Genomic DNA, 23676 nt, shown 5'->3' on the forward strand with positions numbered 1-23676 from the left:
CACGCCGGAGACGGCGGCTTACTGCTCGCCCGGCTCCATCTGCGACTGCAGGTAGTTCTGCAGCCCGACCTTATCGATCAGGTCCAGCTGCGTTTCCAGGTATTCGATATGTTCCTCGGTATCGGTGAGGATATCGACCAGAATTTCGCGGCTGACGTAGTCGCCGACCGATTCGCAGTAGGCAATGCCTTCCTTGACGGTCGTGTGCGCGGTCTGTTCCAGCTTCAGATCGCACTTGAGCATCTCGGGCGTGTCTTCGCCGAGCAGCAGCTTGTGCAGGTCCTGCAGGTTGGGCAGGCCGTCCAGCATCAGGATGCGCTCGATCAGGCGGTCGGCGTGCTTCATCTCGCCGATCGATTCCTTGTACTCCACGTCGCCGAGCTTCTTCAGGCCCCAGTGGCGATACATGCGGGCGTGCAGGAAATACTGGTTGATCGCGGTCAGCTCGTTCTTGAGCTGGGCGTTCAGATGCTGGATGACCTTCTTGTCACCTTTCATTGGCGGCTCCTGTTGCATCGGGCCCGCGCAAAAACACGAAACGGCGCCAAAGGCGCCGTGCAGTCAGGGAAAAAGTGAAAAGCGCGAAAGCGCGCCGTGAACCGGATCTTCAGTTCATGGGCGCGTTCAGGCCACCAGCGCCTTGCGCCGGTCGTTCGCGACTGCCGGGTCCCGAGTGTCCATTATGGTACATGGGCCCGATGCGGAACAGGAAGAAATCTCCACAACCTGGATGTTGGCGAGGGTCGCCACGGTGACGTTGCGCACCGCTGCCACGCCTTCCTGCAACACCTGCTGCGCGCAGTCGCGGCAGCGGCCACAGCACGTGCCGACGCCAAGCGTTTCAGCCAGTTCGTCGAGCGTCTCGACGCCCAGGTGCGCGGCACCGTGAATCTCACGATCGGTGATCTGGTTGCAGATACAGACGTACACAAGTCGCTCCGTTGGGGCGCGTGGCACCGGCATGCCACTGCGAATGAACGTCAGAATATCAGAGATCAATAATGATAACAATTCCCATTAAGCCACATGGAAGAAGGTCGGGTGAACGCCACAGGTCACAAAAAGAAGGCGGCTGGTGCAGCACTTTTCGACCCTGGAAAGTGGTGCGCCAGCCGCCTGCCTGACTCAGAAAACCCTGATGCCCTCAGGGTCGTGCGATCTGCCGCAAGGCTGCGGCCTGCTCCTCGGGATCGTAGGCCTGCAGGACTTGGTCGACCAGCGGCTCCAGCCGCTCGCAGTGCGCGTGCAGGATCTCCTGCTTGACCCGCAGCAGCTGCGCCGGGTGCATCGAGAACTCGCGCAGCCCCATGCCCAGCAGCAGCCGGGTCATCGACGGATCGCCCGCCATCTCGCCGCATACCGCCACCGGCACGCCGGCGCGATTGGCCTCGCGGATGGTGCGCGCCACCAGCTGCAGCACCGCCGGGTGCAGCGGGTCGAACAGGTGCGCCACCGCGTTGTCGGCGCGGTCGATGGCCAGCGTGTACTGGATCAGGTCATTGGTGCCGATGGACAGGAAGTCCATCTTGCGCAGGAACAGCGGCAGCAGCAGCACTGCGGCCGGGATCTCGATCATGGCGCCGACCTTCATGCCCGGGTCGTACGGCTCGCCGCGCTCGTCGAGCTGGCGCTTGGCCTTGGCGATCAGTGCCAGGGTCTGGTCGATCTCGCTGGCATGCGCCAGCATCGGCACCAGCAGCCGCACCGGGCCGAAGGCCGAGGCGCGCAGCAGCGCCCGCAGCTGGGTCAGGAACATGCCCGGCTCGGACAGCGACCAGCGGATCGCGCGCAGGCCCAGCGCCGGGTTCAGCGCGGTCTCGAAGTCATCGCCGCGGCCGTCGCCGCGCGCGTCGAGCGGCTTGTCGGCGCCGATATCGATGGTGCGGATGGTCACCGGCAGCCCGTGCATCGCGTCGACCGCACCGCGGTAGGCCAGGAACTGCTCGTCCTCGCCCGGCAGCTCGTCGCGCCGGTTCATGAACAGGAACTCCGAGCGGAACAGGCCCACGCCGACCGCGCCGGCGGTCAGCGCCGCGCCGGCGTCCTCGGACATCTCGATATTGGCCAGCAGCTCGATCTCGATCCCGTCCAGCGTCACCGCCGGGGTATGCCGCAACCGCTGCAGGCGCTTCTTCTCAAGCACGCGCTCGCTCTGCCGGTGGCGGTATTCCTCGAGGATGATGGCGCTCGGGTCGACGATCACCAGCCCGGCATCGCCGTCGATGATGATCCAGTCGTCCTGCCGGATCAGCTCGCTCGCGCTCTGGACCCCGACCGCGGCCGGGATGTCCAGGCTGCGCGCGACGATGGCGGTATGCGAGGTGCGCCCGCCCATGTCGGTGACGAAGCCGTGGAAGACGGTGTGGCGGAACTGCAGCATGTCGGCGGGGGCGATGTCGTGGGCCACCACGATCACCCCGGGCGCGGCCTCGCCGTCGGCGGCCAGCGCCGGCACCGGCGCGGGCACCAGAACCGGGGCGCCGGCCAGTGTCTTCAGGATGCGCTCCACCACCTGCCGGATATCGGCCTTGCGCTCGCGCAGGTATTCGTCCTCGATCTCGTCGAACTGGCGCATCAGCTCTTCGAGGCGCGTGGTGAGCGCCCACTCGGCGTTGTAGCGCCGGCCCCGGATCAGGGCCTCGGGCTCGCGCGCGAGCGCCTCGTCGTCGAGGATCATCGCGTGCACGTCCAGGAAGGCGCCCAGCTCTTCGGGCGCATCGCGCGGCAGGTCGCGCTTGAGCGCGGCCAGTTCCGCGCGCACCGCGGCGCGCGCGGCGCGCAGCCGTTCGACCTCGGCGTCGAGCTGGTCTTCATCGACGAGGTAGTGCGACACGTCCAGCGCCGCGGGCGCAAGCAGGTGCGCGCGCCCGATGGCGACGCCGCGCGAGACCGGGATGCCGTGCAGGGCGAAAGGCATGTACCGCTCCGTCAGGAACGTTTATAAATTCGGGTCGAGGCCGCCGGCCTCACTCTCCCTCACCAAAGCGATTGGCGATCAGCGCCATCAGCGCCTCCATCGCTTCCTGCTCGTCTGGCCCATCGGTCTCCAGCGTTACCGTCGAGCCGATCCCGGCGGCCAGCATCATCACGCCCATGATGCTCTTGGCATCGACCTGGCGTCCGTTGCGGGACATCTTGACCTGGCTGACAAAGCTGCCGGCGAGCTGGGTCAACTTGGCGGACGCGCGTGCATGCAGTCCGAGTTTATTGATGATGGTGGTGTCCCTCTGCAGCATATTTGTCGGGATGATTGGCGGTTTGGTTCTGGACGGTGGTGGTGCCGACCTGCAGCACGCCCTGCGCGCCGCCGGCCAGTGCCTTGGTGGCAAGCTGGTCCAGCTTTTCGGCCCGGTAGCAGATGGCGCGTACAAGCATGGGAAGGTTGACGCCGGCCAGTACGCGCACGCGGCCCGGCTCGGCCAGGCGCGCGGCGATATTGGCGGGGGTGGCGCCGAAAATGTCGGTGAGGACCAGCGCGCCGTTGTCTTCGCAGATGGCCGCCAGGCGCCGCCTGGCCTCGGCCAGCACGACGGCGGGGTCCGCGTCGGGAAGGACGTCGATGGCTTCCAGCCGCTGCGGCTGGCCGCAGTAGACGTGGGCGGCGCAATCGCGCAAGGCCGAAGCCAGCGGGGTGTGCGCGATGATCAGAATGCCTGCCATGATGGTGAATCCGTTGGATTGCCCCGATTGTAGCAGGCGCCCCCCGCGCCCCAGCTGCCGGCCAGAGCAGTCAGGCTCAGCGCCCGGCCGCGTTCACGGCGTGCTCCAGCGCGTCGATGAACATCGCCGCGACATGGAAGCCGGTCTGTTGGGTGATCTCCTGGAAACAGGTCGGACTCGTCACATTGACCTCGGTCAGGTAGTCGCCGATGACGTCCAGGCCCACCAGCAGCAGGCCCTGCTCCCACAAACCCGGCGCCAGCGCCTCGGCGATCTCGCGGTCGCGCGCGCTCAGTTCCTGCGCGCGGCCGGTGCCGCCGGCGGCCAGGTTGCCGCGCACTTCGCCGGCCATCGGCACGCGCGCCAGCGAATACGGCACCGGTACGCCGCCGATCAGCAGGATGCGCTTGTCGCCGTCCTTGATCGCCGGGATATAGCGCTGCACCATCAGCGTGCGGGCGCCGTCCTGGCCCAGCGTCTCGACGATCGCGGCCAGGTTCATGCCGTCCGCGCCGACGCGGAACACGCCCATGCCGCCCATGCCGTCCAGCGGCTTGACGATAATGTCGCGATGCTCGGCGTGGAAGTCGCGGATGCGCGCCAGGTCGCGCGTGACCAGCGTCGGCGTGATGTATTCCGGATACTGCGCAATGGCCAGCTTCTCGGAATGGTCGCGGATCGCACGCGGCTTGTTGAACACGCGCGCGCCCTGTGACTCGGCCAGCTCCAGCAGCCAGGTGCTGGTGACGTACTCCATGTCGAAGGGCGGGTCCTTGCGCATCAGCACGGCGTCGAAGGCCGACAGCGGCTCCAGCGCGCTGTTGCCCTCGCGGTACCAGGCGGCGTGGTCGCCTTCGCCGCTCTTGCCCGTCTCGCCGGTGAGATGCAGACGCGTGGCCAGGGTCTCGACCGTGCGCCCGGACAGGGCCAGCTGCGGCTGCAGGCACCAGTACAACTCATGGCCGCGCGCGGCGGCCTCGGTCATCATGGCGTAGGTGGAGTCCTTGTAGGTCTTGAAGGTCTCCAGCGGATCGGTGATAAAGAGGATGCGCATGGGGCTCAGATAATCGGGTTCGGGTCGGTCTTCTCGAGTTCCAGCGACGCCGCCAGCAAGGCCAGCCGGGCCACCACGCCATACATGTAGAAGCGGTTCGGCACCGCCGCGCCAGGCTTGGCATGGCTGTCCGGAATGCCGTTGGGCGCGAACGCCAGCGGCACGAAGTGCATGCCCGGCGCATTCAGGTTCTCGTCGTTGCCGCGGCCGGTGTGCACGCGGTAGAAGCCGCCGACCACGTAGCGGTCGATCATGTACACCACCGGCTCGGCCACCGCCTCGTTGACCTTTTCGAAGGTATGCACGCCTTCCTGGATGATGACGTCGCTGACCTCCAGGCCTTCCTTGACGACGCTCATCTTGTTGCGCTCCTTCCGGTTCAGGCCCTTGATCTCGGACGGATCGCGCACGGTCATGATGCCCATGCCGTAGGTGCCGGCATCGGCCTTGACCACCACATACGGGGTTTCCTTGATGCCGTACTCGCGGTACTTCTTGGCCACCTTCTTGAGCACGCCCTCGACCGCATCGGCCAGCTCTTCCTCGCCCACGCGCTCGTGGAAGTTCACGCCGGTGCAGCGGGCGAAGTACGGGTTGACCATCCACGGGTCGATGTCGATCAGCTTGGCGAACTTCTTGGCCACCTCGTCATAGGCGGCAAAGTGGCTGCTCTTGCGGCGCGTGGACCAGCCTGCGTGCAGCGGCGGCAGCAGGTACTGCTCGTTGATGTTTTCCAGGATCGGCGGAATGCCGGCCGACAGGTCGTTGTTGAGCAGGATCGAACAGGGATCGAAGTCCTTCAGGCCCAGCCGGCGGCTCTTGGTGCCCAGGCGCGCCAGCGGCTCGACCACCAGGGTCTGGCCGTCGGGCAACTCGATCGGGGTCGGTTCGGTGATTTCCTCCGAGAGCGAGCCCAGGCGCACGTTCAGGCCCGCCTGGCGCATGATCAGCGACAGCCGCGCCACGTTCTGCAGGTAGAACATGTTGCGCGTGTGACGCTCGGGGATCAGCAGCAGGTTCTTGGCGTCGGGGCAGATCTTCTCGATCGCCGCCATCGCCGCCTGCACCGCCAGCGGCAGCATTTCCGGGGCCAGGTTGTTAAAGCCGCCCGGGAACAGGTTGGTATCGACCGGCGCCAGCTTGAAGCCGGCGTTGCGCAGGTCCACCGAGCAATAGAACGGAGGCGTATGCTCCTGCCATTCCAGCCTGAACCAGCGCTCGATGGACGGGGTGGCGTCCAGGATCTTCTTTTCCAGTTCGAGCAGCGGACCGTTCAGCGCGGTGATGAGATGCGGGACCATATCCATCCTATAGATCGTCTTAATCGTTCGCCCCGATTGTAGAGGAACGGCCAACCAGGCGCTGGCACACCCTTTATAAGGATATGCAGTGCCTGGCATAAGGGATAACGATATGGGGACGGCCGGCGCGAAATAAAGAGCCGGGCCGAAGGCCGGGCAGCAGGCAAAAAAGAAAGCGCGACGATGCCGCGCTTTGAAATGGCCTGACAGATACGGGGAGCGTTCTGCAGGTGGAGGAAACTGCCTCAAGGGCAATGTATGTGCCCCGCACATTAAAGACAATTGAAGCTTTTTAAGATCGGAGTTAAGCACTTTGCGAAGAAACCGCGCGCGGGGCGGGGGGATCGCCAGCCAGCCCTTGCCGGGACTGCGCTGGCGGGTTTTGCCAGGCGCCACTGAAGTCCTGCCGAAGCGTTCGGCGTAGGCGTTGCCAGCCCCGCGCCAGCTACCAAATGTCTACCATCGCCCGCAACGCCGGAAAGAAAAAAGCCCGGCACGTGGCCGGGCAAAACTCCTGAGAGAAGATTCCCAATCAGCTCTCCAGCACAACACCTTGGCGGTCAGACTTCATAGGCGGTCTCGCCGTGCGAGGTGATATCCAGGCCCTCGCGCTCTTCGTCTTCCGGTACCCGCAGGCCGATCAGCATGTCCACCAGCTTGTAGGCCACGAAGGCGACCACGGACGACCACACGATGGTGGTCAGCACGCCTTGGAACTGGATCCAGAGCTGGCCGGCGATCGAATAGTCGTCCGCCACCTTGTTGGTCACATAATCATAGATGCCGGTGCCGCCCAGGCTCGGCGAAGCAAAGACGCCGGTCAGCAGCGCACCCAGGATACCGCCCACGCCGTGCACGCCGAACACGTCCAGCGAGTCGTCCATGCCCAGCAGGCGCTTCAGGCCAGTCACGCCCCACAGGCACAGCAGGCCGGCGACCAGGCCGATCACGATCGAGCCCATCGGGCCGACGAAGCCTGCCGCCGGGGTGATCGCCACCAGGCCGGCCACCGCACCCGAGGCACCGCCCAGCATCGACGGCTTGCCCTTGCCGATCCACTCGCCGAAGGTCCAGGCCAGCACCGCGGCGCTCGTGGCCAGCAGCGTGTTGACGAAGGCCAGCGAAGCCGAACCGTTGGCTTCCAGCGCCGAACCGGCGTTGAAGCCGAACCAGCCGAACCACAGCAGCGAGGCGCCAACCATGGTGAAGGTCAGGCTGTGCGGACGGATCGCCTCTCGGCCGAAGCCGATGCGCTTGCCGAACATGAAGGCACCCACCAGGCCAGCCACCGCGGCGTTGATGTGCACCACGGTGCCACCGGCGAAATCGAGCGCGCCCTTCTGGAACAGCCAGCCGCCCTTGGCCGTCGCGGCAGCGCCGGCGGCAGCATCGGTGTAGGAATCCGGACCGGGCCAGAACCAGACCATGTGGGCAATCGGGAGGTAGGCAAAGGTGAACCACAGCACGACGAAGACCAGCACCGCCGAGAACTTGGCGCGCTCGGCAAAGGCACCGATGATCAGGCCGCAGGTGATCGCCGCGAAGGCGCCCTGGAAGGCGAAGTACGCCAGCTCAGGCACCACGACGCCCTTGCTGAAGGTGGCTGCCACCGCGTCGGCGTTCAGCCCCTTCATGAAGAGCCGGTCCATGCCGCCGAAAAAGGCATTGCCCTCGGTGAAGGCAAAGCTGTAGCCGTAGATTGCCCATAGCAGCATCACCAGCGAGAAGATCACCAGGCACTGCATCAGCACCGACAGCATGTTCTTCGAACGCACCAGGCCGCCGTAGAACAGCGCCAGGCCCGGCAGCGTCATGAGGATGACGAGGGCCGTCGAGACCAGCAGCCAGGCGGTGTCGCCCTTGTTGGGAACCGGCGCCGCCGGAGCGGCGGCTGCCGGCGCGGCGGCGGGAGCTGCGGCGGCGGCCGCAGCCGGGGCCGCCGCCGGGGCTGCTGCAGGGGCGGCGGCAGCGGCCGGAGCCGAGGCCTCTGCCGCGGGCTTGTCCTGCGCTGCGGCCGGGGTGGACAGGCCCACGCCGGCCGTGCCGATGGCCAGCGCCATCGCGCCGGCGGTCAGGAATCGCTTGATCCAGGTTTTCATGTGATTAACCTCTGTCTCTATGCTGTCTTGGGTCACAGGGCATCGCCGCCGGTCTCGCCGGTGCGGATGCGGATGACCTGCTCGATCGGTGCCACGAAGATCTTGCCGTCGCCGATCTTGCCGGTACGGGCCGATTTCTCGACCGCCTCGATGGCGCGCTCGACCACATCGTCGGGCACCGCCACCTCGATCTTCACCTTGGGCAGGAAGTCGACGATGTATTCGGCGCCGCGGTACAGCTCGGTGTGGCCCTTCTGGCGACCGAAGCCCTTGACTTCGGTCACGGTGATGCCCGAGACACCAACGTCGGAAAGCGCTTCACGCACCTCGTCGAGCTTGAACGGTTTGATGACTGCGATGATCAGTTTCATCGGATTCTCCTGTGGGCAGGCCCACTGCGGCCCGCCCTCGCTAACGCCCAGTTAGAAAGTCTTGGTGAGGGAAGCCCACGCCGTGTTGTTGCCGACATTGTGGTTGTAGCTGTTCGTATAGAACGAGTCCTTGGCGTTGGTGCCGATATAGGCCAGTGCCAGCGAGAAGCCCTTGCCCAGGTCCTTGGTCAGGCCGAGCTTCCAGTCCAGGTAGGAGGCGCCGCTGACGTGCTGCACGGTCTGGTAGCCGACATGCGCGTTCAGGGTCAGGTCCCAGATGTTCAGCGGCCAGTTGACGCTCAGGTCGACGTAGTTGCTGTACTTGCTCTCCGGGATGCCGAACAGGTTGGTCAACGCCTGCGAGTACTTCAGGAACACCGGGCCGTAGCCGATGCCGGCATACAGTTCGGTGGTGTAGGGACGCGTGCTGGTGTAGCCGCCCGGATAGAAGTACTGCAGCGCGCCGACGTCGTAGTTGAACTCAAGCTCGTTCACCTTGAAGGTGTTCTTGTAGCCGCCGTAGAAATCCATTTCGATCGGCGCCGACACCGACTTGTCGGCATCCGAGATCCAGCTGATGCTGGAGTTCCAGTTGCCGACGTAGAAGCCGCTTTCGTGCGCGTAGTCGAAGCCGCCCTGAATGGCAGGACGGCGGTTCCCCTGGCTGAGACCGCGATAGCGGTAGTCCGAGACCACCGACACGTTGGCCGTGAACGTATGCGGCGATGCCGGCTCGGCGGCTGGCGCTGCGGCAGGCGCGGCAGCGGGCGCCGCCGCGTCCGTGCTCTGCGCCAGGGCGCCGGCGGCGGCGCTGGTCAGGACAACGGCGCTGACTGCTAGGGCCAACTTCTTCATGGATTCCTTCTCCTTTTCTTGGCTCGGATTTCGTTTGTTGGATTTCGGTGATTCTTTGAGGCAGTTCGGCATCACTACTGCAACTGCCGTGCCAACCCCTCGGAAAACAGTGATCCGTGCGGAGGGCCATGGCCCGGCCGTGACCAAAGCCAGACTTGAATCCGTGCTGCAGCGCAGCCAAATCAGGTTAAAAGGTGTGAACGCGGGGGCGCCGGAGCTTTCGCCCACGTGGCTCTGGGGCGATAATCGAGTCCTGACGGTGGTTGCGTACCGCCAACGCACACGGGGTTCGCCCGCATTCAGGGCGCCCAATTCCTGTGCGAAAGCGTGCTATACGCCAGATGCCCACCCGGATTGGCACCAGTTAGGTGCGCAAAGGAGAAACCATGAAACCGACCGATCTCTTCAACGACCTGCAGAACAAGGTCAGCGAGGCGCTGCGCAATTCGCCGGCAAGGGACATCGAAAAAAACGTGCGCAGCATGATGACCCAGGGCTTTGCCAGGCTCGACCTGGTCACGCGCGAGGAATTCGACGTCCAGTCGCAGGTGCTGGCCCGCACCCGCGCCCGCCTGGAGGAACTGGAGGGCCGCGTGGCGGAGCTTGAGCGCCGCGCCGGCATCCCGCCCGGCGCCGGTTCGGTGGACTCGACCGGGGGCGCGTGAGCACGCCGGTCCGGCACCCCAGCCTGTCTGAAGGCCGCCAGTCCTGGCGGCCTTTTTCGTTAACAGTTCTATGACATGAGCCTTGCCGTCCTTCGCAGCCGGGCACTGACCGGCATCGCCGCCCCGCCGGTGCGGGTCGAGACCCACCTTGCCAACGGCCTGCCGGCATTTACCATCGTCGGCCTGGCCGACACCGGCGTGCGCGAAAGCCGCGAGCGCGTGCGCGCCGCCATCCTCAACAGCGGCTACGAGTTCCCCAACCGCCGCATCACTGTCAACCTGGCCCCGGCCGACCTGCCCAAGGAATCCGGCCGCTGACCTGGCCATCGCGCTGGGCATCCTGGCCGCAAGCGGCCAGATCCCGTCCGAGGCGCTGGATGCGCACGAGTTCGCCGCCGAGTTGTCCCTGTCCGGCGAACTTCGCCCCGTGCGCGGCGCGCTGGCCATGGCCATGGGACTGGCGCGCGACAACGCCGCCGGCGAGGCGCCACGCGCCTTCCTGGTGGCCGAGGGCAACGGCACTGAAGCCGCGCTGATCGAAGACCTGACCGTGCACGCCGCCGCCGCCCTGCGCCAGGCCTGCGACCACCTCTGCCCCCTGCCCGACGCGCGGCTGCCCCGCGCCATGCCGGTCCTGCTGCCCGCCAGTACGGACCGCGGCCCCGACATGCGCGACGTGCGCGGCCAGGCCCAGGCGCGCCGGGCCATGGAAGTGGCCGCCGCCGGTCAGCACTCGGCGCTGCTGGTAGGCCCGCCCGGCACCGGCAAGTCGATGCTGGCCCAGCGCCTGCCCGGGCTGCTGCCGCCGATGTCGCTGCAGGAAGCCCTCGAGTGCGCCGCGGTCATGAGCCTGACACCGGGCGGCTTCCGCCCCGCGCTATGGGGCCAGCGCCCCTGCCGCGCGCCGCACCACACCGCCTCGGGCCCGGCCATGGGCGGCGGCGGCGGCAACCCGCGCCCCGGCGAGATCTCGCTGGCGCACCACGGCGTGCTGTTCCTCGACGAGCTCATGTTTTTCGACCGCAGGGTGCTGGAAGTCCTGCGCGAGCCGCTGGAATCCGGCCGCATCACCATCGCCCGCGCCGCCGGCCACGCCGACTTCCCCGCCTGCTTCCAGTTCGTCGCCGCGATGAACCCCTGCCCGTGCGGCTACCTCGGCCATCCCGACCGCCCCTGCCGCTGCACGCCCGACCAGGTGCGGCGCTACCAGTCCCGCATCTCCGGCCCCATGCTCGACCGCATCGACCTGCAGGTGGAAGTGCCCGCACAGGACCAGGGCGAGATGCTCGACGGCCCGCCCGGCGAACCCAGCGCCGCGGTGCGCGTTCGCGTGCTGGCCGCGCGCGAGCGCCAGCTGGCGCGCCAGGGCAAGCCCAACAATGAACTGGGCGGACACGAGATCGAACAGCACTGCGCGATGGAACCGCAGGCGCAGGCCTTGCTGCGCGGCGCGATGACGCGGCTGGCGTGGTCGGCGCGCTCTTACTTCCGTGTGTTGAAGGTGGCCCGCACCATTGCGGACCTGGACGGCGCGGAGGTCTTGACCGCCGCGCATGTGGGCGAGGCGATCCAGTACCGGCGGGCGTTGCGGATGGCGGGCGGGTGAAGGCGTCGACCTACCCCACCAGCGAAGCCAGCGTCGCCGCCGCCACCGGATCCATCTCCTTCGGCACCTCGCGCCGCGCCAGGCATGCCTGGATGTCCGACGCGATCGTCTTCCCCAGCTCCACGCCCCACTGATCATAAGCATGGATGCCCCAGATCGCGGCCTGCACGAAGACCTTGTGCTCGTACAGCGCGATCAGCGCGCCCAGCGATGCGGCGTCGAGCGTGTCGAGCCAGAGCAGGCTGACCGGTACGTTGCCGGGGAAAGTGCGATGCGGTGCCAGCCGCGCGGCCTCATGCGGCGGCAGGCCGGATGCCGACAGCGCGATCAGGGTTTCGTCCTGCGTGCGGCCGCAGGACAGGGCACTGGCTTGCGCCAGCAAGTTGGCCAGCACCAGTTGATGATGCGTCCGGGCCTGCGGCAGCGGCACCTCGCAGCGGCGCGTGCCGATCAGGTCGGCGGGAACCAGGTGGGTGCCCTGGTGCAGCAGCTGGAAGTAGGCGTGCTGGCCGTCCAGGCCCAGGCCGCCCCAGACGATGGCGCCGGTGGCGTGGTCCACTACCCTGCCGCTTGCGTCCACGCGCTTGCCGCACGACTCCATGTCCTGCTGCTGCAGATAGGCAGGCAGCTTTGCCAGTGGGGCCGCATAGGGCGCGACCAGTTGCGTGGGGGCGCCGAGGAAATTGCGGTTCCAGATGCCGCACAGTGCCATCGCCACTGGCAGGTTCTGCGCCAGCGGCGCGTTGCGGAAGTGCGTGTCCATGGCGTGCGCACCGTCCAGCAGCGCGCGGAACTGGTGCGGGCCGGCGGCAATCATCACCGGCAGGCCGATGGCCGACCACAGCGAATAGCGCCCGCCCACCCAGTCCCAGAAGCGGAACACCTGCTGCGGCAGGTAGCCCTCGGCCACGGCGCGCGCGGCGTTGGCGGTGATCGCGGCGAACTGCGCCGGCACTTGTTGCGCCGGGCAGCCATGGTCGAGCAGCCATTGCCGCGCCGAGGCCGCATTGATCAGCGTGTCGTGCGTGGTGAAGGTCTTGGACGAGACTAAAAACAGCGTGGTGGCGGGATCGGCCTGGCACAGCACGGCGTAGAGCTGTGCCGGGTCCGGATTCGAGACGAAATGCAGCTGCACGGCGTCGCTGGCGTGCGCGGCCAGCGCCTCGCAGGCCATGCGCGGGCCCAGGTCGGAGCCGCCGATGCCAAGGCTGACCACATGCCGGATCGGCGCGCCGCCGAAGCCGCGCACGCGGCCTTCGCGCACGGCATCGGCAAAGTCGCAGGTGCGCGCCAGTTCGGCATCGATTTCCGCCGCGAGTTGGCTGCCCCAGGGTGGGTGCGCGTCGGCGCCGCCGCGCAGCGCGACGTGCAGCACCGCACGGCCTTCGGTGGCGTTGACGGGCTCGCCCGCGAGCATGGCGTCGCGCTGGGCTTCGATGCCCGCGTCTTGCGCCAGGGCCAGCAGCGCGTCATGGACGGCGCGGTTGATGCGTTGCCGCGTGAAGTCCAGTTCAATGCCGGCTGCCGACAAGCGCGCGTAGTCGCCACGGCCCGGCTCGTGCACCAGTTCACGCAGATGCGGCAGCGGCTGCGCCGCCAGCGCGGCGAGGGCCCGCCATGCAGGGCGTTCGGTCAACCGCATCACGCCTCCTCCGACCACTGCACGCCCTCTCGCGCCATGAACGCCGACGACGCCGCCGGCCCCCAGGTACCGGCCGTATAGGGGCGTGGGCCTTCGTCCTGCTGGCGCCAGGCTTCGAGGATCGGGTCGACCCAGGTCCAGGCGGCCTGCAGCTCGTCGCGCCGCACGAACAGCGCCAGCCGGCCGCGGATCACGTCGAGCAGCAAGCGCTCGTAGGCTTCGGCGCGCCGGGTGGTGAAGGCCGAGTCCAGGTTCAGCGCGAGGCTCAGCGGCTTCAGCTTCATGCCCTCGCCCGGCTGCTTCACCATCAGCGTGAGCCGCACCGACTCTTCCGGCTGCAGCCGGATCACCATGCGGTTGGGCTGCAGCGTGCTGCCGGCATCGAAGATCGAATGCGGCACCTGGGCGAAGTTGATCACCACCTCGGTCACGCGCTCCTGCATGCGCTTGCCGGTGCGCAGATAGAACGGCACCTTGTTCCAGCGCCACGTGCCCAGCTCGGCGCGCATCGCGACGAAGGTCTCGGTGCGGCTGTCGGGCGGAATGCCCTCCTCCTGCAGATAGCCGCGCACCAGCTCGCCGGCGATGGCGCCGGCGGTGTACTGGCCGCGCACGGTATTGCGGCGCACGTCTTCGGGCGACATCGGCCGCAGCGAGCGCAGCACCTTGAGCTTTTCATCGCGCACCGCGTCGGAGGTCAGCGATGCCGGCGGCTCCATCGCCAGGATGCTGACCAGCTGCAGCAGGTGGTTCTGCACCATGTCGCGCATGGCGCCGGCCTCGTCGTAGAAGCCGCCGCGCGTGCCAACGCCCACGGTCTCGGCCACGGTGATCTGCACGCTGCACACGAACGGCGTACGCCACAGCGGCTCGAAAATCGAATTGCCGAAGCGCAGCGCCATCAGGTTCTGCACCGTTTCCTTGCCCAGGTAGTGGTCGATCCGGTAGGTGCGGTCCTCGCTGAAATAGCGGCTGACCACTTCGCCGATGCCGATGGCCGAGGCCAGGTCCACGCCCAGCGGTTTTTCCAGCACCAGCCGCGTGTCGTTGGCGATCAAGCCCTGGCTGGCAAGGTTGTCACAGGTGGCCGCGAACAATCCGGGCGGCATCGCCATGTAGTAGATGCGCAGCGCGTCCTGGCGCAACTGCGCGGCCAGCGCCGGATAGTCGCCGGACTGCGCGGCGTCAACGTGCACGAATTCCAGCCGCTGCAGGAAGGTCTTCCATTTGGCGGGCTCCAGATAGCGCGCATCGACAAAGGGTTGCGCGCTCTCGTCGGCAAAATTGACAAAGGCCTCGCGGTCCCAACGGTGCCGTCCCACGCCGATGATGCGGGTGCCGTCGGGCAGATTGCCATCGCGGTGGCACATATAGAGCGAGGGCAGCAGCTTGCGCGCCGACAGGTCGCCGGCGCCGCCGAAGATGACGAGGTCCAGCGGCCGCGCGTCGGCGGTGCCGGAGGAAGAGGCGGTACGGGTGGTTTGCATGACGGACTCCTTGCTTGCCGGGGGCGGCGTGGGCGGTATTGAGGCAGTATGGGCCGGGTCAGCGCGTCTCTGTCACCTTGCGCAGGTACTGTGGCTGGTCGGGGTTGCGCCCGCGCGCCAGCGCCAGCGCCTGCGCGGCGACATAGAAGCTCAGGATGGCGCAGACCGGATCGAGCAGCGGATGGCCGGCCGGCGCAAGTGGCAACTCCAGGGGCTGCCCCGCATCAACCGTGCCAGGGGGCGCCGCCAGCAGCACACGCGCCCCCCTTGCGCGCATCTCGGCGGCCAGCGCCAGCAGCCCGGCCTGTTCCGGTCCGCGCGGCGCGAACACCAGCAGCGGGTAGCCGTCGCCGATGATTTCCATCGGACCGTGCCGCACTTCGGCGCCGGAGAAGGCCTCGGCCTGGAGGCCGGAGGTCTCCTTGAGCTTGAGCGCCGCTTCCTGCGCGATCGCCAGGCCCGCGCCGCGGCCCAGCACGATCATGCGCTCGGTGCCCCGCAGCGCGGGCACCAGCGCCGACCAGTCCTGCGCGGCCGCTTCTGCCAGCGCGGCCGGCAAGCCTGCGCAGGCCTCGACCAGCTCGCGCTCGCCGCTGCGCGCGGCCTCGATATGTCCCACCAGCAGCGCCGACATCGACAGCATGGCGATATAGCTCTTGGTCGCGGCAACGCTCTGCTCGGGGCCGGCGAGCAATGGCAGTTCATGCGCGCACGCCTGCGCCAGCGGCGAATCCGGGGCGTTGACCAGCGCGACGGTGGCAGCGCCGCCGTCGCGCAGCGCCCGCATGGTCTCGACCAGGTCCGGGCTGCGGCCGGACTGCGAGAACGCCACCGCCAGTTGCCCGGCCACGCGCAGCGCACTGTCGTGCAATGTCACCGTCGACATCGGCAGCGAGGCCACCGGCACGCCCAGCCGGCGGGTGACCAGCGTGGCGAAGTAGCTGGCGGCGTGGTCCGAGCTGCCGCGCGCCACGGTCAGCACCGCGGGCCAGGCCTGCGCGGCGAGTTGCGCGGCCAGCGCCGCCACGCGCGGCGCGTCTGCCAGCTGCGCGGCCACCACGCCCGGCGCGCTCAGCGCCTCTTCAAGCATTCTCGACACAGCATTCTCCTTCGACATAAACGGTGCGCACCGACAGCGCGCGGTCAAGCACGGCCACGTCGGCCCAGCAGCCCTCTGCCAGCATGCCGCGGTCGGCCATGCCCAGGTATTGGGCCGGATACAGCGACACGCGCCGCGACGCATCGGCCAGGTCCAGCCCGATCGACACAAGGTTGCGCAACGCCTGGTCCATGGTCAGCACGCTGCCGGCCAGCGTGCCGTCGGCCAGGCGCACGCTGCCGTCGGCCTTGTAGACGGTCTGGCTGCCGAGGTGGTAGACGCCATCCGGCATGCCGGCGGCGGCGGTGGCGTCGGTGACCACGTACAGCCGTGGAATCGCGCGCAGCGCGGCACGGATGGCGCCGGGGTGCACGTGCAGCAGGTCGGGGATCAGTTCGGCGAACTCGGCGTGCGCCAGCGCCGCCGCCACCACGCCGGGCGCGCGGTGCTGCAGCGGCGTCATCGCGTTGAACAGGTGGGTAAAGCCGCTGGCGCCGGCGTCCAGCGCGGCCACCGCATCCTCATAGGTGCCCAGCGTGTGGCCCAGCTGCACGCGCACGCCGCGCGCGGCCAGCATGCGGATGATGTCGAGGTGCCCCGGCAGCTCGGGCGCCAGTGTCACCACCTTCAGCGGCGCGGCGCCCAGGTACTGCTCCAGTTCTTCCTGCGTGGCGATGACAGAGGTATCCGGCTGCGCGCCGAGCTTGCCGGGGTTGATATACGGCCCTTCCAGGTGCACGCCCAGCATGCGCGCCGCGCCGGCCGGGCGCTGCGCGCAGGCGCGGTCCAGCGCCTGCAGTGCGGGCAGCAGCACGTCGTGCGGCGAGGTCATGGTGCTGCCCAGCAGGCTGGTGGTGCCAAAGCGCACATGCGCGCGCAGGATCACCGGCACCGCGGCCTCGCCATCCATGAAGTCCTTGCCGCCACCGCCGTGGTTGAGCAGGTCGACAAACCCCGGCAGCACGTACGGGGCATCGTTGCCCTCGGGCGTGACCGGCACGCCCTCGATGCGCGCGATGCGTCCGTCCGGGCCGGCATGGATCTCTCCGAAGATCCAGCCGGCTGGCGTCAGGATGTTTCCTTTCATGGCAATGCTCTCCAATTCATCTCCATCACCGGCCAGCCACCGTCAGAACAGGTGGATGATGCCGGCATAGGCGCCCTGCTGGTTCGCCCCGGCGCGCGGCATGGTGTCCGGCGACGCCTCCACCGAGAAGGTGGCATTGCGCGAGTTGAACACCGACGCCACCGTGCCATACAGCGAGGTGCGCTTCGACAAGTCATACTTTGCGCCCAGTGTGACAAGCGTGCCATGCCCCCCGCTCTTGTTCAGGGTGGCGTAGTAGACGCCGGACAGCAGCGTCAGCGCCGGCAGCACGCGGTAGTTGGCGCCGACCCATGCCATCTGGCTGCGGGTGGCGGCATAGGGGTTCTCCGGCGTGGCCACGGTATCGCCCGAGGACACCGTCAGGTTGTAGCCGGCAAACAGGCGCAGGTTGTTCAGCGCATAGCTGCCCCCCAGCGTGTACTGGCGCGAGCTGGCGTACAGGTTGTCCATGCGGCCCTGCGCGTCGCGCAGTTCTTCATAGATGCCGGTCAGGCTCAGGTTGCCCTGCGCGTACTTGACGGCCGCGCTGAGCTGCTTGCCGCTGTTGAAGCTGCCCGGCACGCCGTCGCTGCCGGCCTGCGCGCGCACGCTCAGGCCGCCCCATACCGGCGAGTTGTAGGTCACGGCATTGGGCCGCGAGCCCCAGTTGCGGCCATAGACCAGCGTGGCGACCGAGCTGGCCTGCAGGCCCATCGGGTCGATCGCGCCGCTCTCGTCGTCGGTCAGGCTCATGGCCCGGCCCAGCAGCAGCGTGCCCCAGTCGTTGCTGGCCAGGCCCACCTGGGCGCGGCGGTTGAACAGCGGATCGGAGCGCCCGGTGCCGGAGGTGATCATGCCCTCCAGGTTGAACACCCCACGCAGGCCGCCGCCGAGGTCTTCGGCCCCGCGCATGCCCCAGAAGCTGACGCCGTACTGGTTGCTGCCGAAGCGGAAGGTATCGACGTCGCCGCCCGGGCGGGCGATGCCGTTGACATAGTCGAGGCCGGCCACGGCGCGGCCGTACAGGGTGATGCCGGTGCCGGCGGACTGGGCGCAGGCGCCCCCGGCCGACGCTGCGAGCAGCGCAGTCAATGCAATGCGTTTCACGATCAATGGCTCCTGGATAGGCAAACGGTATCCACCGGCGCGGCTGTCGTCGCGGCCGCCGTGGTGTTCTGGCCGATGGCTAAGGTCGACCGCAGCCGCGCACGGCGGCGGCGGCGGGGGTCAGGTGGGCATGGCTTGCAGGGCGCGCTCGAACGCGGCCGCGTGTCCGTCTGCCGCATGGCCGAAGGCGATATGCGCGGTGTCGTCGCCGATCCACATCAGCTGGCTGCCGGCAAGGCGGTCGGCACGCACCTGGCCGCGCTCGCGCACCACCACGCGCAGCCGCGTCAGTGCCACCACGCCGACCGAGGCGATATTGGCGGCGCCACCCAGCGCATCGATCCACCAGGCGGGATCGAAGGCAGCGGCAGCCGGCGCCTGGGATGCAACCGCGGGCGCGGCACTTGCGGCAGCGGCGACAGCCGTACCCTGCGGCACCTGCTGCAGCACCGCGCGGATGTCGCCGGCAATCTGCTCGGCCTGCGGCCCGATCACCACCTGCACCACATTGGGCGGACGCCTGAGCACCCCGCGCACGCCCAGCGCCTTGAGCTGCGGCTCGGACACCGCGCCGATATCGGCCACGTTCAGCCGCAGCCGCGTGGTGCAGGCATCGACCACGACCAGGTTGGCGGCGCCGCCCAGCGCCTCGACATAGCGTTGCGCCTCGCTGCCAGCGGCCGGCTGCGCGGCGCCGCCGGCGGCCGCCACGGGCGCGGCTTCGTCGCGGCCGGGCGTCATCAGGTTGAAGCGGCGGATGAAGAAGCGGAACAGACCGTAGTAGACCAGCGCATAGGCCAGCCCCAGCGGAATTGCCAGCCAGCCGCGACTGGACAGCCCGTAACCCAGCACATAATCGATGGCGCCCGCCGAGAAGGTAAAGCCCAGCCGGATATCAAGCGCATGGCACAGCGCCATCGACAGGCCGGTCATCAACGCATGCAGGCCGTACAGCACCGGCGCCAGGAACATGAAGCTGAACTCGATCGGCTCGGTGATGCCGGTCAGGAACGAGGTCAGCGCCATCGAGAACAGCATGCCGCCCACCAGCGCGCGCCGGGCCGGCGGCGTCTCGTGGTACATCGCCAGGCAGGCGGCGGGCAGGCCGAACATCATCACCGGGAAGAAGCCCGTCATGAACAGGCCCGCGCTGGGGTCGCCGGCGAAGTAGCGGTGCAGGTCGCCCGATACCGCCGCGCCGGTGGCCGGATCGGCGTAGCTGCCGAACACGAACCACGCCAACGTGTTGATCAGGTGATGCAGCCCGGTCACCAGCAGCAGGCAGCACAGCGCCGTGACGATGGGCACGAAGCGCTTGCCGGCAAAGAAGCCCAGGTAGGAAGGCAGGTTGATATTGCGGTAGCGGTTATACAGCCCGCCCGCCACCGCGCCGGCGACGATGCCGGCCAGCACGCCCATGTCGAGCGACTTGTCGATGGTCTTCATCACCGTGGTCAGCACCAGGTAGCCGATGGTGCCGGCCAGTGCCGCGGCGCCGTTGTTGTCGCGCGCAAAGCCCACCGCCACGCCGATCGCGAACAGCAGCGCCAGGTTGGCGAAGACCGCGTTGCCGGCCTCGGCCATCAGCTTGATGTCGAACACATCGGGCTGGCCCAGGCGCAGCAGCAGGCCGGCCACGGGCAGCACCGCAATCGGCAGCATCAGCGTGGCGCCCAGGCGCTGCACTCTGGGCAACAGGTCTATCTTCATTGGCGTTCTCCGAATTGGCTGAATGTTTTCTCCCTCTCCCCTCAGTGGGAGAGGGTCGGGGAGAGGGGTGGTTTAGCTAGGCACCACGCATCTGGATACTCCTGCCCTCTCCCCCGGCACAGCTCTCCCGCACGCGGGAGAGGGGAGCAAACCGGCGTCCTAATGGCGGGCGGGACGCTATGCCGGCCAGTAGCGGCGGCACGCGTCGCGCACCGCGGCGGCGGACGGCAGCCGCAGCAGTTCGCCTGCACGCTGCCGGCAGTCCGCGCGCGAGAGCGTGCGCACCCGCGCCTTGACCCCCGGCACCAGCCCGGCGTCGACGGAAAGCTCGGTCACGCCCAGCCCGACCAGCACCGGCACGGCCAGCGGGTCGCCGGCCAGCGCGCCGCACACGCCCACCCAGCACCCGTGGCGCGCGGCGCCCTCGGTGGTGGCCGCGATCATGCGCAGCACGGCGGGATGCAGGCCGTCCATGCGCGCCGCCAGTTCCGGCTGGCAGCGGTCCATGGCCAGCGTGTACTGGGTCAGGTCATTGGTGCCGATCGAGAAGAAGTCGGCGTGCTCGGCCAGCTGGTCGGCCAGCAGCGCGGCGGAAGGGACTTCGATCATCACGCCGACCTCGATGGCGGGATCGGCGCCCGCTTCTGCCGCCAGCGCACGGATGCGTTCGCGCCAGGCCAGCAGTTCGCCGACCTCGCTGACCATCGGCAGCAGGATGCGCAGCGGCGTCTTCGCGCGCACGGCCAGCAGGCCGCGCAGCTGGTCGTCCAGCAGTTGCGGGCGCACCTGCGCCAGGCGCACGCCGCGCAGGCCCAGCGCGGGGTTGTCTTCGGGGGGCAGGTGCAGCCAGGCAGCGTCCTTGTCGCCGCCGATATCGAGAGCGTGCGCACGATCGCGCTGCGGCCGTCCAGGGCATCGGCGATGGCCTGGCAGCTGGCGGTGTGGTCGGCCGCCACGGGCGCGGCTTCGCCATGCAGGAACAGCAGCTCGGTGCGCAGCAGGCCGACCGCGTCGGCGCCTTGCGCGACCGCATTGCGGGCGTCGTCGACGTTGCCGATATTGGCGACCACTTCAATGCGCACGCCGTCGCACGTGCTGGCCGCGGCGTGCGCGGCGCGCAGGTCGGCCTCGCGCTGCTGCGTGCGCAGCCTGACGGCGCTGGCGGCGGCAGCCAGCAAGTGCCGATCGGGGCTGGCGTGCAGGCGCGCGTTGTCGCCATCGGCGATGACCGGGGTGCCATCCTGCAAGCGCTCCAGCGCGCTGCCCAGCGCCACCAGGCATGGCATGCCGAGCTGGCGCGCGATGATGGCGGCGTGCGAGGTCGGGCCGCCGCGCACCATCACCAGCCCGGCAACACGGGTGCGGTCCAGCCCGGTCAGGTCCGAGGGGGTGAATTCTGCGGCGGCCAGCACGACGGGATGGCTATCGGCAGCCGCGGGAAGCTGGGCTGGAGCACTGCCCGCCGGGGCCAGCGCGCGCAGCACGCGCTTGCCGAGGTCAAGCAGGTCGCCAGCGCGTTCGGCCATGCGGTGGTCGGCCATGGCGGAGAGCATCGCGGCTTCGGCACGGGTGGCCTCGCGCCACGCAAAGCCCGCGCTCTTGCCGGCGGCGATCATGGTGTCGGCCGCCGCCTGCAGCGCCGGGTCTTCCAGCAGCGCGCGATGCATGGCGAGGATGCCGGCCTCGGCGCCGGCGCGGCGCGCGCTGGCGGCTTCGCTCTCATGCGCCAGCTGGGCGTCCACCGCCGCCAGCGCGGCGCGCAAGGCCGTACGCTCGGCTGCAGCGCCCTGGCCGGCCTCGTCCGGCTCCGGCGTCGCTTCGCGCCACCAGTGCAGCGGGCCGATGGCGATGCCGGGCGCGGCGGCCACGCCGCCAAGGCATCCCGGCGGCAGGTCTGCGCAAGGACCTGGCTGGGCCGGTGGCGCAGCAACCGCGGATGCCGCCGCTTCCACTTCCCCCACGCCGGCGCGCTGCAGTTCCCGCGCCGCCGCGTCGAGCGCGGCGCCAGCATCGCGCCCGCTGGCGACCAGCTCAACCGTGGCGCCCTCGCCCGCGGCCAGGCCCAGCAGTGCCACCAGGCTGGCCAGGCTGGCCTGGCGCCCGCCGTAGTGCAGCGCGACGGTGGCGTCCAGGCCGCGCACGGCTTCGCGCGCCCGTGCGGCAGGCCGGGCATGCAGGCCGCCGGGGCAGGCCAGCGTGACCGTGCGCCGCTGTTCGGCCGGGGCAGTGCCATTGGCTGGCTGCACAGGCGCCGCCGCGCCCGCGGCGCGCACTTGCAGCAGCACCGTGCGGCCCGCCTCGGCCTGGGTCGCGTCGGTGCGGCCAGTGACGGTGAAGGCATCGCCGTTGGCGATCGCCATGACCGTCACCAGGCTTGGCGCCCGCTGCGCGACGCGGTCGACATCGAAGCGGATCAGCGCCTCGCCCTGGCGCACGGCGGCGCCCAGCGCCACGCAAGGCGCAAAACCCTCGCCGCGCAGCGACACGGTGTCGATGCCGACATGCAGCAGCACCTGCGCCCCGCACGGCGCCTGCAGCGTCAGCGCATGGCCGGTCGCAGCCAGGTGCACGACCGTGCCGTCGCAAGGCGCCACCAGCGTATCGCCCAGCGGGTCGATGGCCAGGCCGTCACCGAACATGCCGTCGGCAAAGACCGGGTCCGGCACCGCCGCAAGGGGAAGCAGCACTCCACTCACCGGAGCCCGCAGCAACAGGGTTTCGCTCGTCTCAGCCATCTTGCTTCCAGGAATCGGGGCAGCCGGTGCGGGATTGCGACGGCGCCAGGGTCACGGGAAAGATAGACGGCCACTGACAATAAACATACCAGTTAAAACCATTACGCCAAATTTGTATCTAAGTGGCATCTTTATTGAGCCAACGCAAAGTGGCACTTACAGCCCTTGTAAAACAGCCGGATTCAGCACATAAATATCGGATAAATCTAGGATTTTTCTGGCCGATCAAACCATTTTCTCGCCTCATGGATCGTTAAACCTTTTCGATACCAATTGACGGAAAGCAAGCGCATGGCGAACTCGTAACACGGCCCACACAATTTCGCCCGTGTCGTCGAGAGATGTCCTAAAGTGGTATCATCAGATCCAAACTTTGGTACCTACGAGGATTCGCATGGATCAACGGCTGCAGACCCTCAGGCCGGACGAGGCGGACGCGACCCCGATCTACCTGCAGGTGGCGCGCAAGCTGGCCGCGGCCATCCAGGCCGGCCAATGGCGTGTGGGCGATGCGTTGCCGTCCGAGCGCACGCTGGTCGATTCGCTGGGGATTTCACGCGTCACCGCACGGCGCGCGCTGCAGGTGCTGGCAGAGGAAGGCACCATCACCCGCAGCCGCGGCGCGGGCACCTTTATCGCGCCGCGCGCCGAGCCAAAGCCGGCGCGGCTGGACAACTTCAGCGAGCTGGCGCGCCGGCGCGGCATGACGCCGGCCAGCGAGCTGGTGGCGTTCGAGCGCCGCCGTGCCACGGCGCAGGAGGCCGCGGCGCTGGGGCTGCCGGAAGGCGACGAGATTGTCAGGCTGACCCGCCTGCGCAAGGCCGACGGGCAGATCTACTGGATGGACGTGACCACGCTGGCGCTGGCCGTGCTGCCCGACGCCAGCGCCATCGGCGAATCGCTCTATGCCTACCTGGACCGGATCGGCAAGCCGGTGCTGCGCGTGACCGAGACCCTGCGCGCGATCGTGGCGACCGGGGAACTGGCCGCGCGCCTGGGCATCGAGCCGGGCGAGCCGCTGCTGCATATCCGGCGCACCGGCTACACCCATGGCGACAAGCCGGTCGAACTGACCGACGCCTACTGCCTGAACGACTTCTACGAGCTCAAGCAGTAGCGCGCGGCGGGAACGGCCACGGGCGGATCCACCGGCGGCGGGGTCGGGTCTTCCTCCGGCGGCAACGGCAAGTCAGGGGGG

General features: G+C 68.5%; 18 protein-coding genes and 2 pseudogenes. 3 read left to right on the plus strand and 17 right to left on the minus strand.

Going from position 1 to position 23676, the window contains the following annotated elements:
• Nucleotides 1-18 precede the first annotated feature (18 nt).
• From bfr to DN412_RS04750, 10 genes are all read right to left on the minus strand, one after another.
• Nucleotides 19-498, minus strand: coding sequence for a bacterioferritin (gene bfr, locus DN412_RS04705; protein WP_078195143.1), 480 nt, complete (start codon nt 496-498; stop codon nt 19-21).
• Nucleotides 499-624: 126 nt separating this feature from the next.
• A complete protein-coding gene (locus DN412_RS04710) occupies nt 625-930 on the minus strand; it encodes a (2Fe-2S)-binding protein (protein ID WP_208647564.1) in 306 nt (101 codons plus the stop codon).
• Nucleotides 931-1144: 214 nt separating this feature from the next.
• Nucleotides 1145-2917 (minus strand): phosphoenolpyruvate--protein phosphotransferase, encoded by a 1773-nt coding sequence (ptsP, locus tag DN412_RS04715; protein WP_078195141.1) that lies wholly within the window; start codon nt 2915-2917, stop codon nt 1145-1147.
• Nucleotides 2918-2966: 49 nt separating this feature from the next.
• A complete protein-coding gene (locus DN412_RS04720) occupies nt 2967-3236 on the minus strand; it encodes an HPr family phosphocarrier protein (protein ID WP_115013431.1) in 270 nt (89 codons plus the stop codon).
• Nucleotides 3205-3660: a PTS sugar transporter subunit IIA gene (locus DN412_RS04725; RefSeq protein WP_115013432.1), complete on the minus strand. Its 456-nt coding sequence runs from the start codon at nt 3658-3660 to the stop codon at nt 3205-3207. Before DN412_RS04725 ends, DN412_RS04720 begins: the two co-directional genes overlap by 32 nt.
• Nucleotides 3661-3736: 76 nt before the next feature.
• Entirely contained in the window at nt 3737-4714 is a 978-nt protein-coding gene (gene gshB, locus DN412_RS04730) for a glutathione synthase (RefSeq protein ID WP_115013433.1), read from the minus strand.
• A gap of 5 nt (nt 4715-4719) precedes the next feature.
• Nucleotides 4720-6015 (minus strand): glutamate--cysteine ligase, encoded by a 1296-nt coding sequence (gene gshA / locus DN412_RS04735; protein ID WP_115013470.1) that lies wholly within the window; start codon nt 6013-6015, stop codon nt 4720-4722.
• A 560-nt stretch (nt 6016-6575) separates the two neighbouring features.
• Nucleotides 6576-8114 (minus strand): ammonium transporter, encoded by a 1539-nt coding sequence (locus DN412_RS04740; protein ID WP_115013434.1) that lies wholly within the window; start codon nt 8112-8114, stop codon nt 6576-6578.
• A 32-nt stretch (nt 8115-8146) separates the two neighbouring features.
• Nucleotides 8147-8485 (minus strand): P-II family nitrogen regulator, encoded by a 339-nt coding sequence (locus DN412_RS04745; protein WP_010814843.1) that lies wholly within the window; start codon nt 8483-8485, stop codon nt 8147-8149.
• A gap of 51 nt (nt 8486-8536) precedes the next feature.
• Entirely contained in the window at nt 8537-9340 is an 804-nt protein-coding gene (locus DN412_RS04750; RefSeq protein ID WP_115013435.1) for a TorF family putative porin, read from the minus strand.
• Nucleotides 9341-9726: 386 nt separating this feature from the next.
• On the opposite strand from DN412_RS04750, the gene DN412_RS04755 reads away from it, so the two are divergent.
• The gene (locus tag DN412_RS04755) at nt 9727-10005 is read left to right on the plus strand and encodes an accessory factor UbiK family protein (protein WP_018313129.1); all 279 of its coding nucleotides are present in this window, start codon (nt 9727-9729) and stop codon (nt 10003-10005) included.
• Between the two features lie 75 nt (nt 10006-10080).
• Nucleotides 10081-11611, plus strand: a pseudogene (locus DN412_RS04760) (YifB family Mg chelatase-like AAA ATPase).
• A 10-nt stretch (nt 11612-11621) separates the two neighbouring features.
• Here the strand turns inward: DN412_RS04760 and pgi are convergent.
• The 7 genes and pseudogenes from pgi to ptsP (DN412_RS04795) form a co-directional block, all read right to left on the minus strand.
• Nucleotides 11622-13253 carry a glucose-6-phosphate isomerase gene (gene pgi, locus DN412_RS04765; RefSeq protein ID WP_115013436.1) on the minus strand — a complete coding sequence of 544 codons (1632 nt, stop codon included), beginning with the start codon at nt 13251-13253 and terminating at the stop codon, nt 11622-11624.
• On the minus strand, nt 13253-14740 hold the full coding sequence (gene zwf / locus DN412_RS04770; RefSeq protein ID WP_115013437.1) for a glucose-6-phosphate dehydrogenase: 1488 nt from the start codon (nt 14738-14740) through the stop codon (nt 13253-13255). The genes pgi and zwf overlap by 1 nt, the downstream gene beginning before the upstream one ends.
• 58 nt (nt 14741-14798) lie before the next feature.
• Nucleotides 14799-15830, minus strand: a complete 1032-nt coding sequence (locus DN412_RS04775) for an SIS domain-containing protein (protein ID WP_115013438.1) — start codon at nt 15828-15830, stop codon at nt 14799-14801.
• Nucleotides 15823-16926, minus strand: coding sequence for an N-acetylglucosamine-6-phosphate deacetylase (gene nagA, locus DN412_RS04780; RefSeq protein WP_115013439.1), 1104 nt, complete (start codon nt 16924-16926; stop codon nt 15823-15825). The genes DN412_RS04775 and nagA overlap by 8 nt, the downstream gene beginning before the upstream one ends.
• A gap of 42 nt (nt 16927-16968) precedes the next feature.
• On the minus strand, nt 16969-18033 hold the full coding sequence (locus DN412_RS04785) for a porin (protein ID WP_115013471.1): 1065 nt from the start codon (nt 18031-18033) through the stop codon (nt 16969-16971).
• Nucleotides 18034-18153: 120 nt separating this feature from the next.
• The gene (locus DN412_RS04790; protein ID WP_115013440.1) at nt 18154-19743 is read right to left on the minus strand and encodes a PTS sugar transporter subunit IIBC; all 1590 of its coding nucleotides are present in this window, start codon (nt 19741-19743) and stop codon (nt 18154-18156) included.
• A gap of 177 nt (nt 19744-19920) precedes the next feature.
• Nucleotides 19921-22478 (minus strand): annotated as a pseudogene (ptsP, locus tag DN412_RS04795) (phosphoenolpyruvate--protein phosphotransferase).
• A 394-nt stretch (nt 22479-22872) separates the two neighbouring features.
• On the opposite strand from ptsP (DN412_RS04795), the gene DN412_RS04800 reads away from it, so the two are divergent.
• Nucleotides 22873-23595, plus strand: coding sequence for a GntR family transcriptional regulator (locus tag DN412_RS04800; protein WP_115013441.1), 723 nt, complete (start codon nt 22873-22875; stop codon nt 23593-23595).
• Nucleotides 23596-23676 lie beyond the last annotated feature (81 nt).

The organism is Cupriavidus lacunae (assembly GCF_003353055.1).
GTDB classification, from domain to species: domain Bacteria; phylum Pseudomonadota; class Gammaproteobacteria; order Burkholderiales; family Burkholderiaceae; genus Cupriavidus; species Cupriavidus lacunae.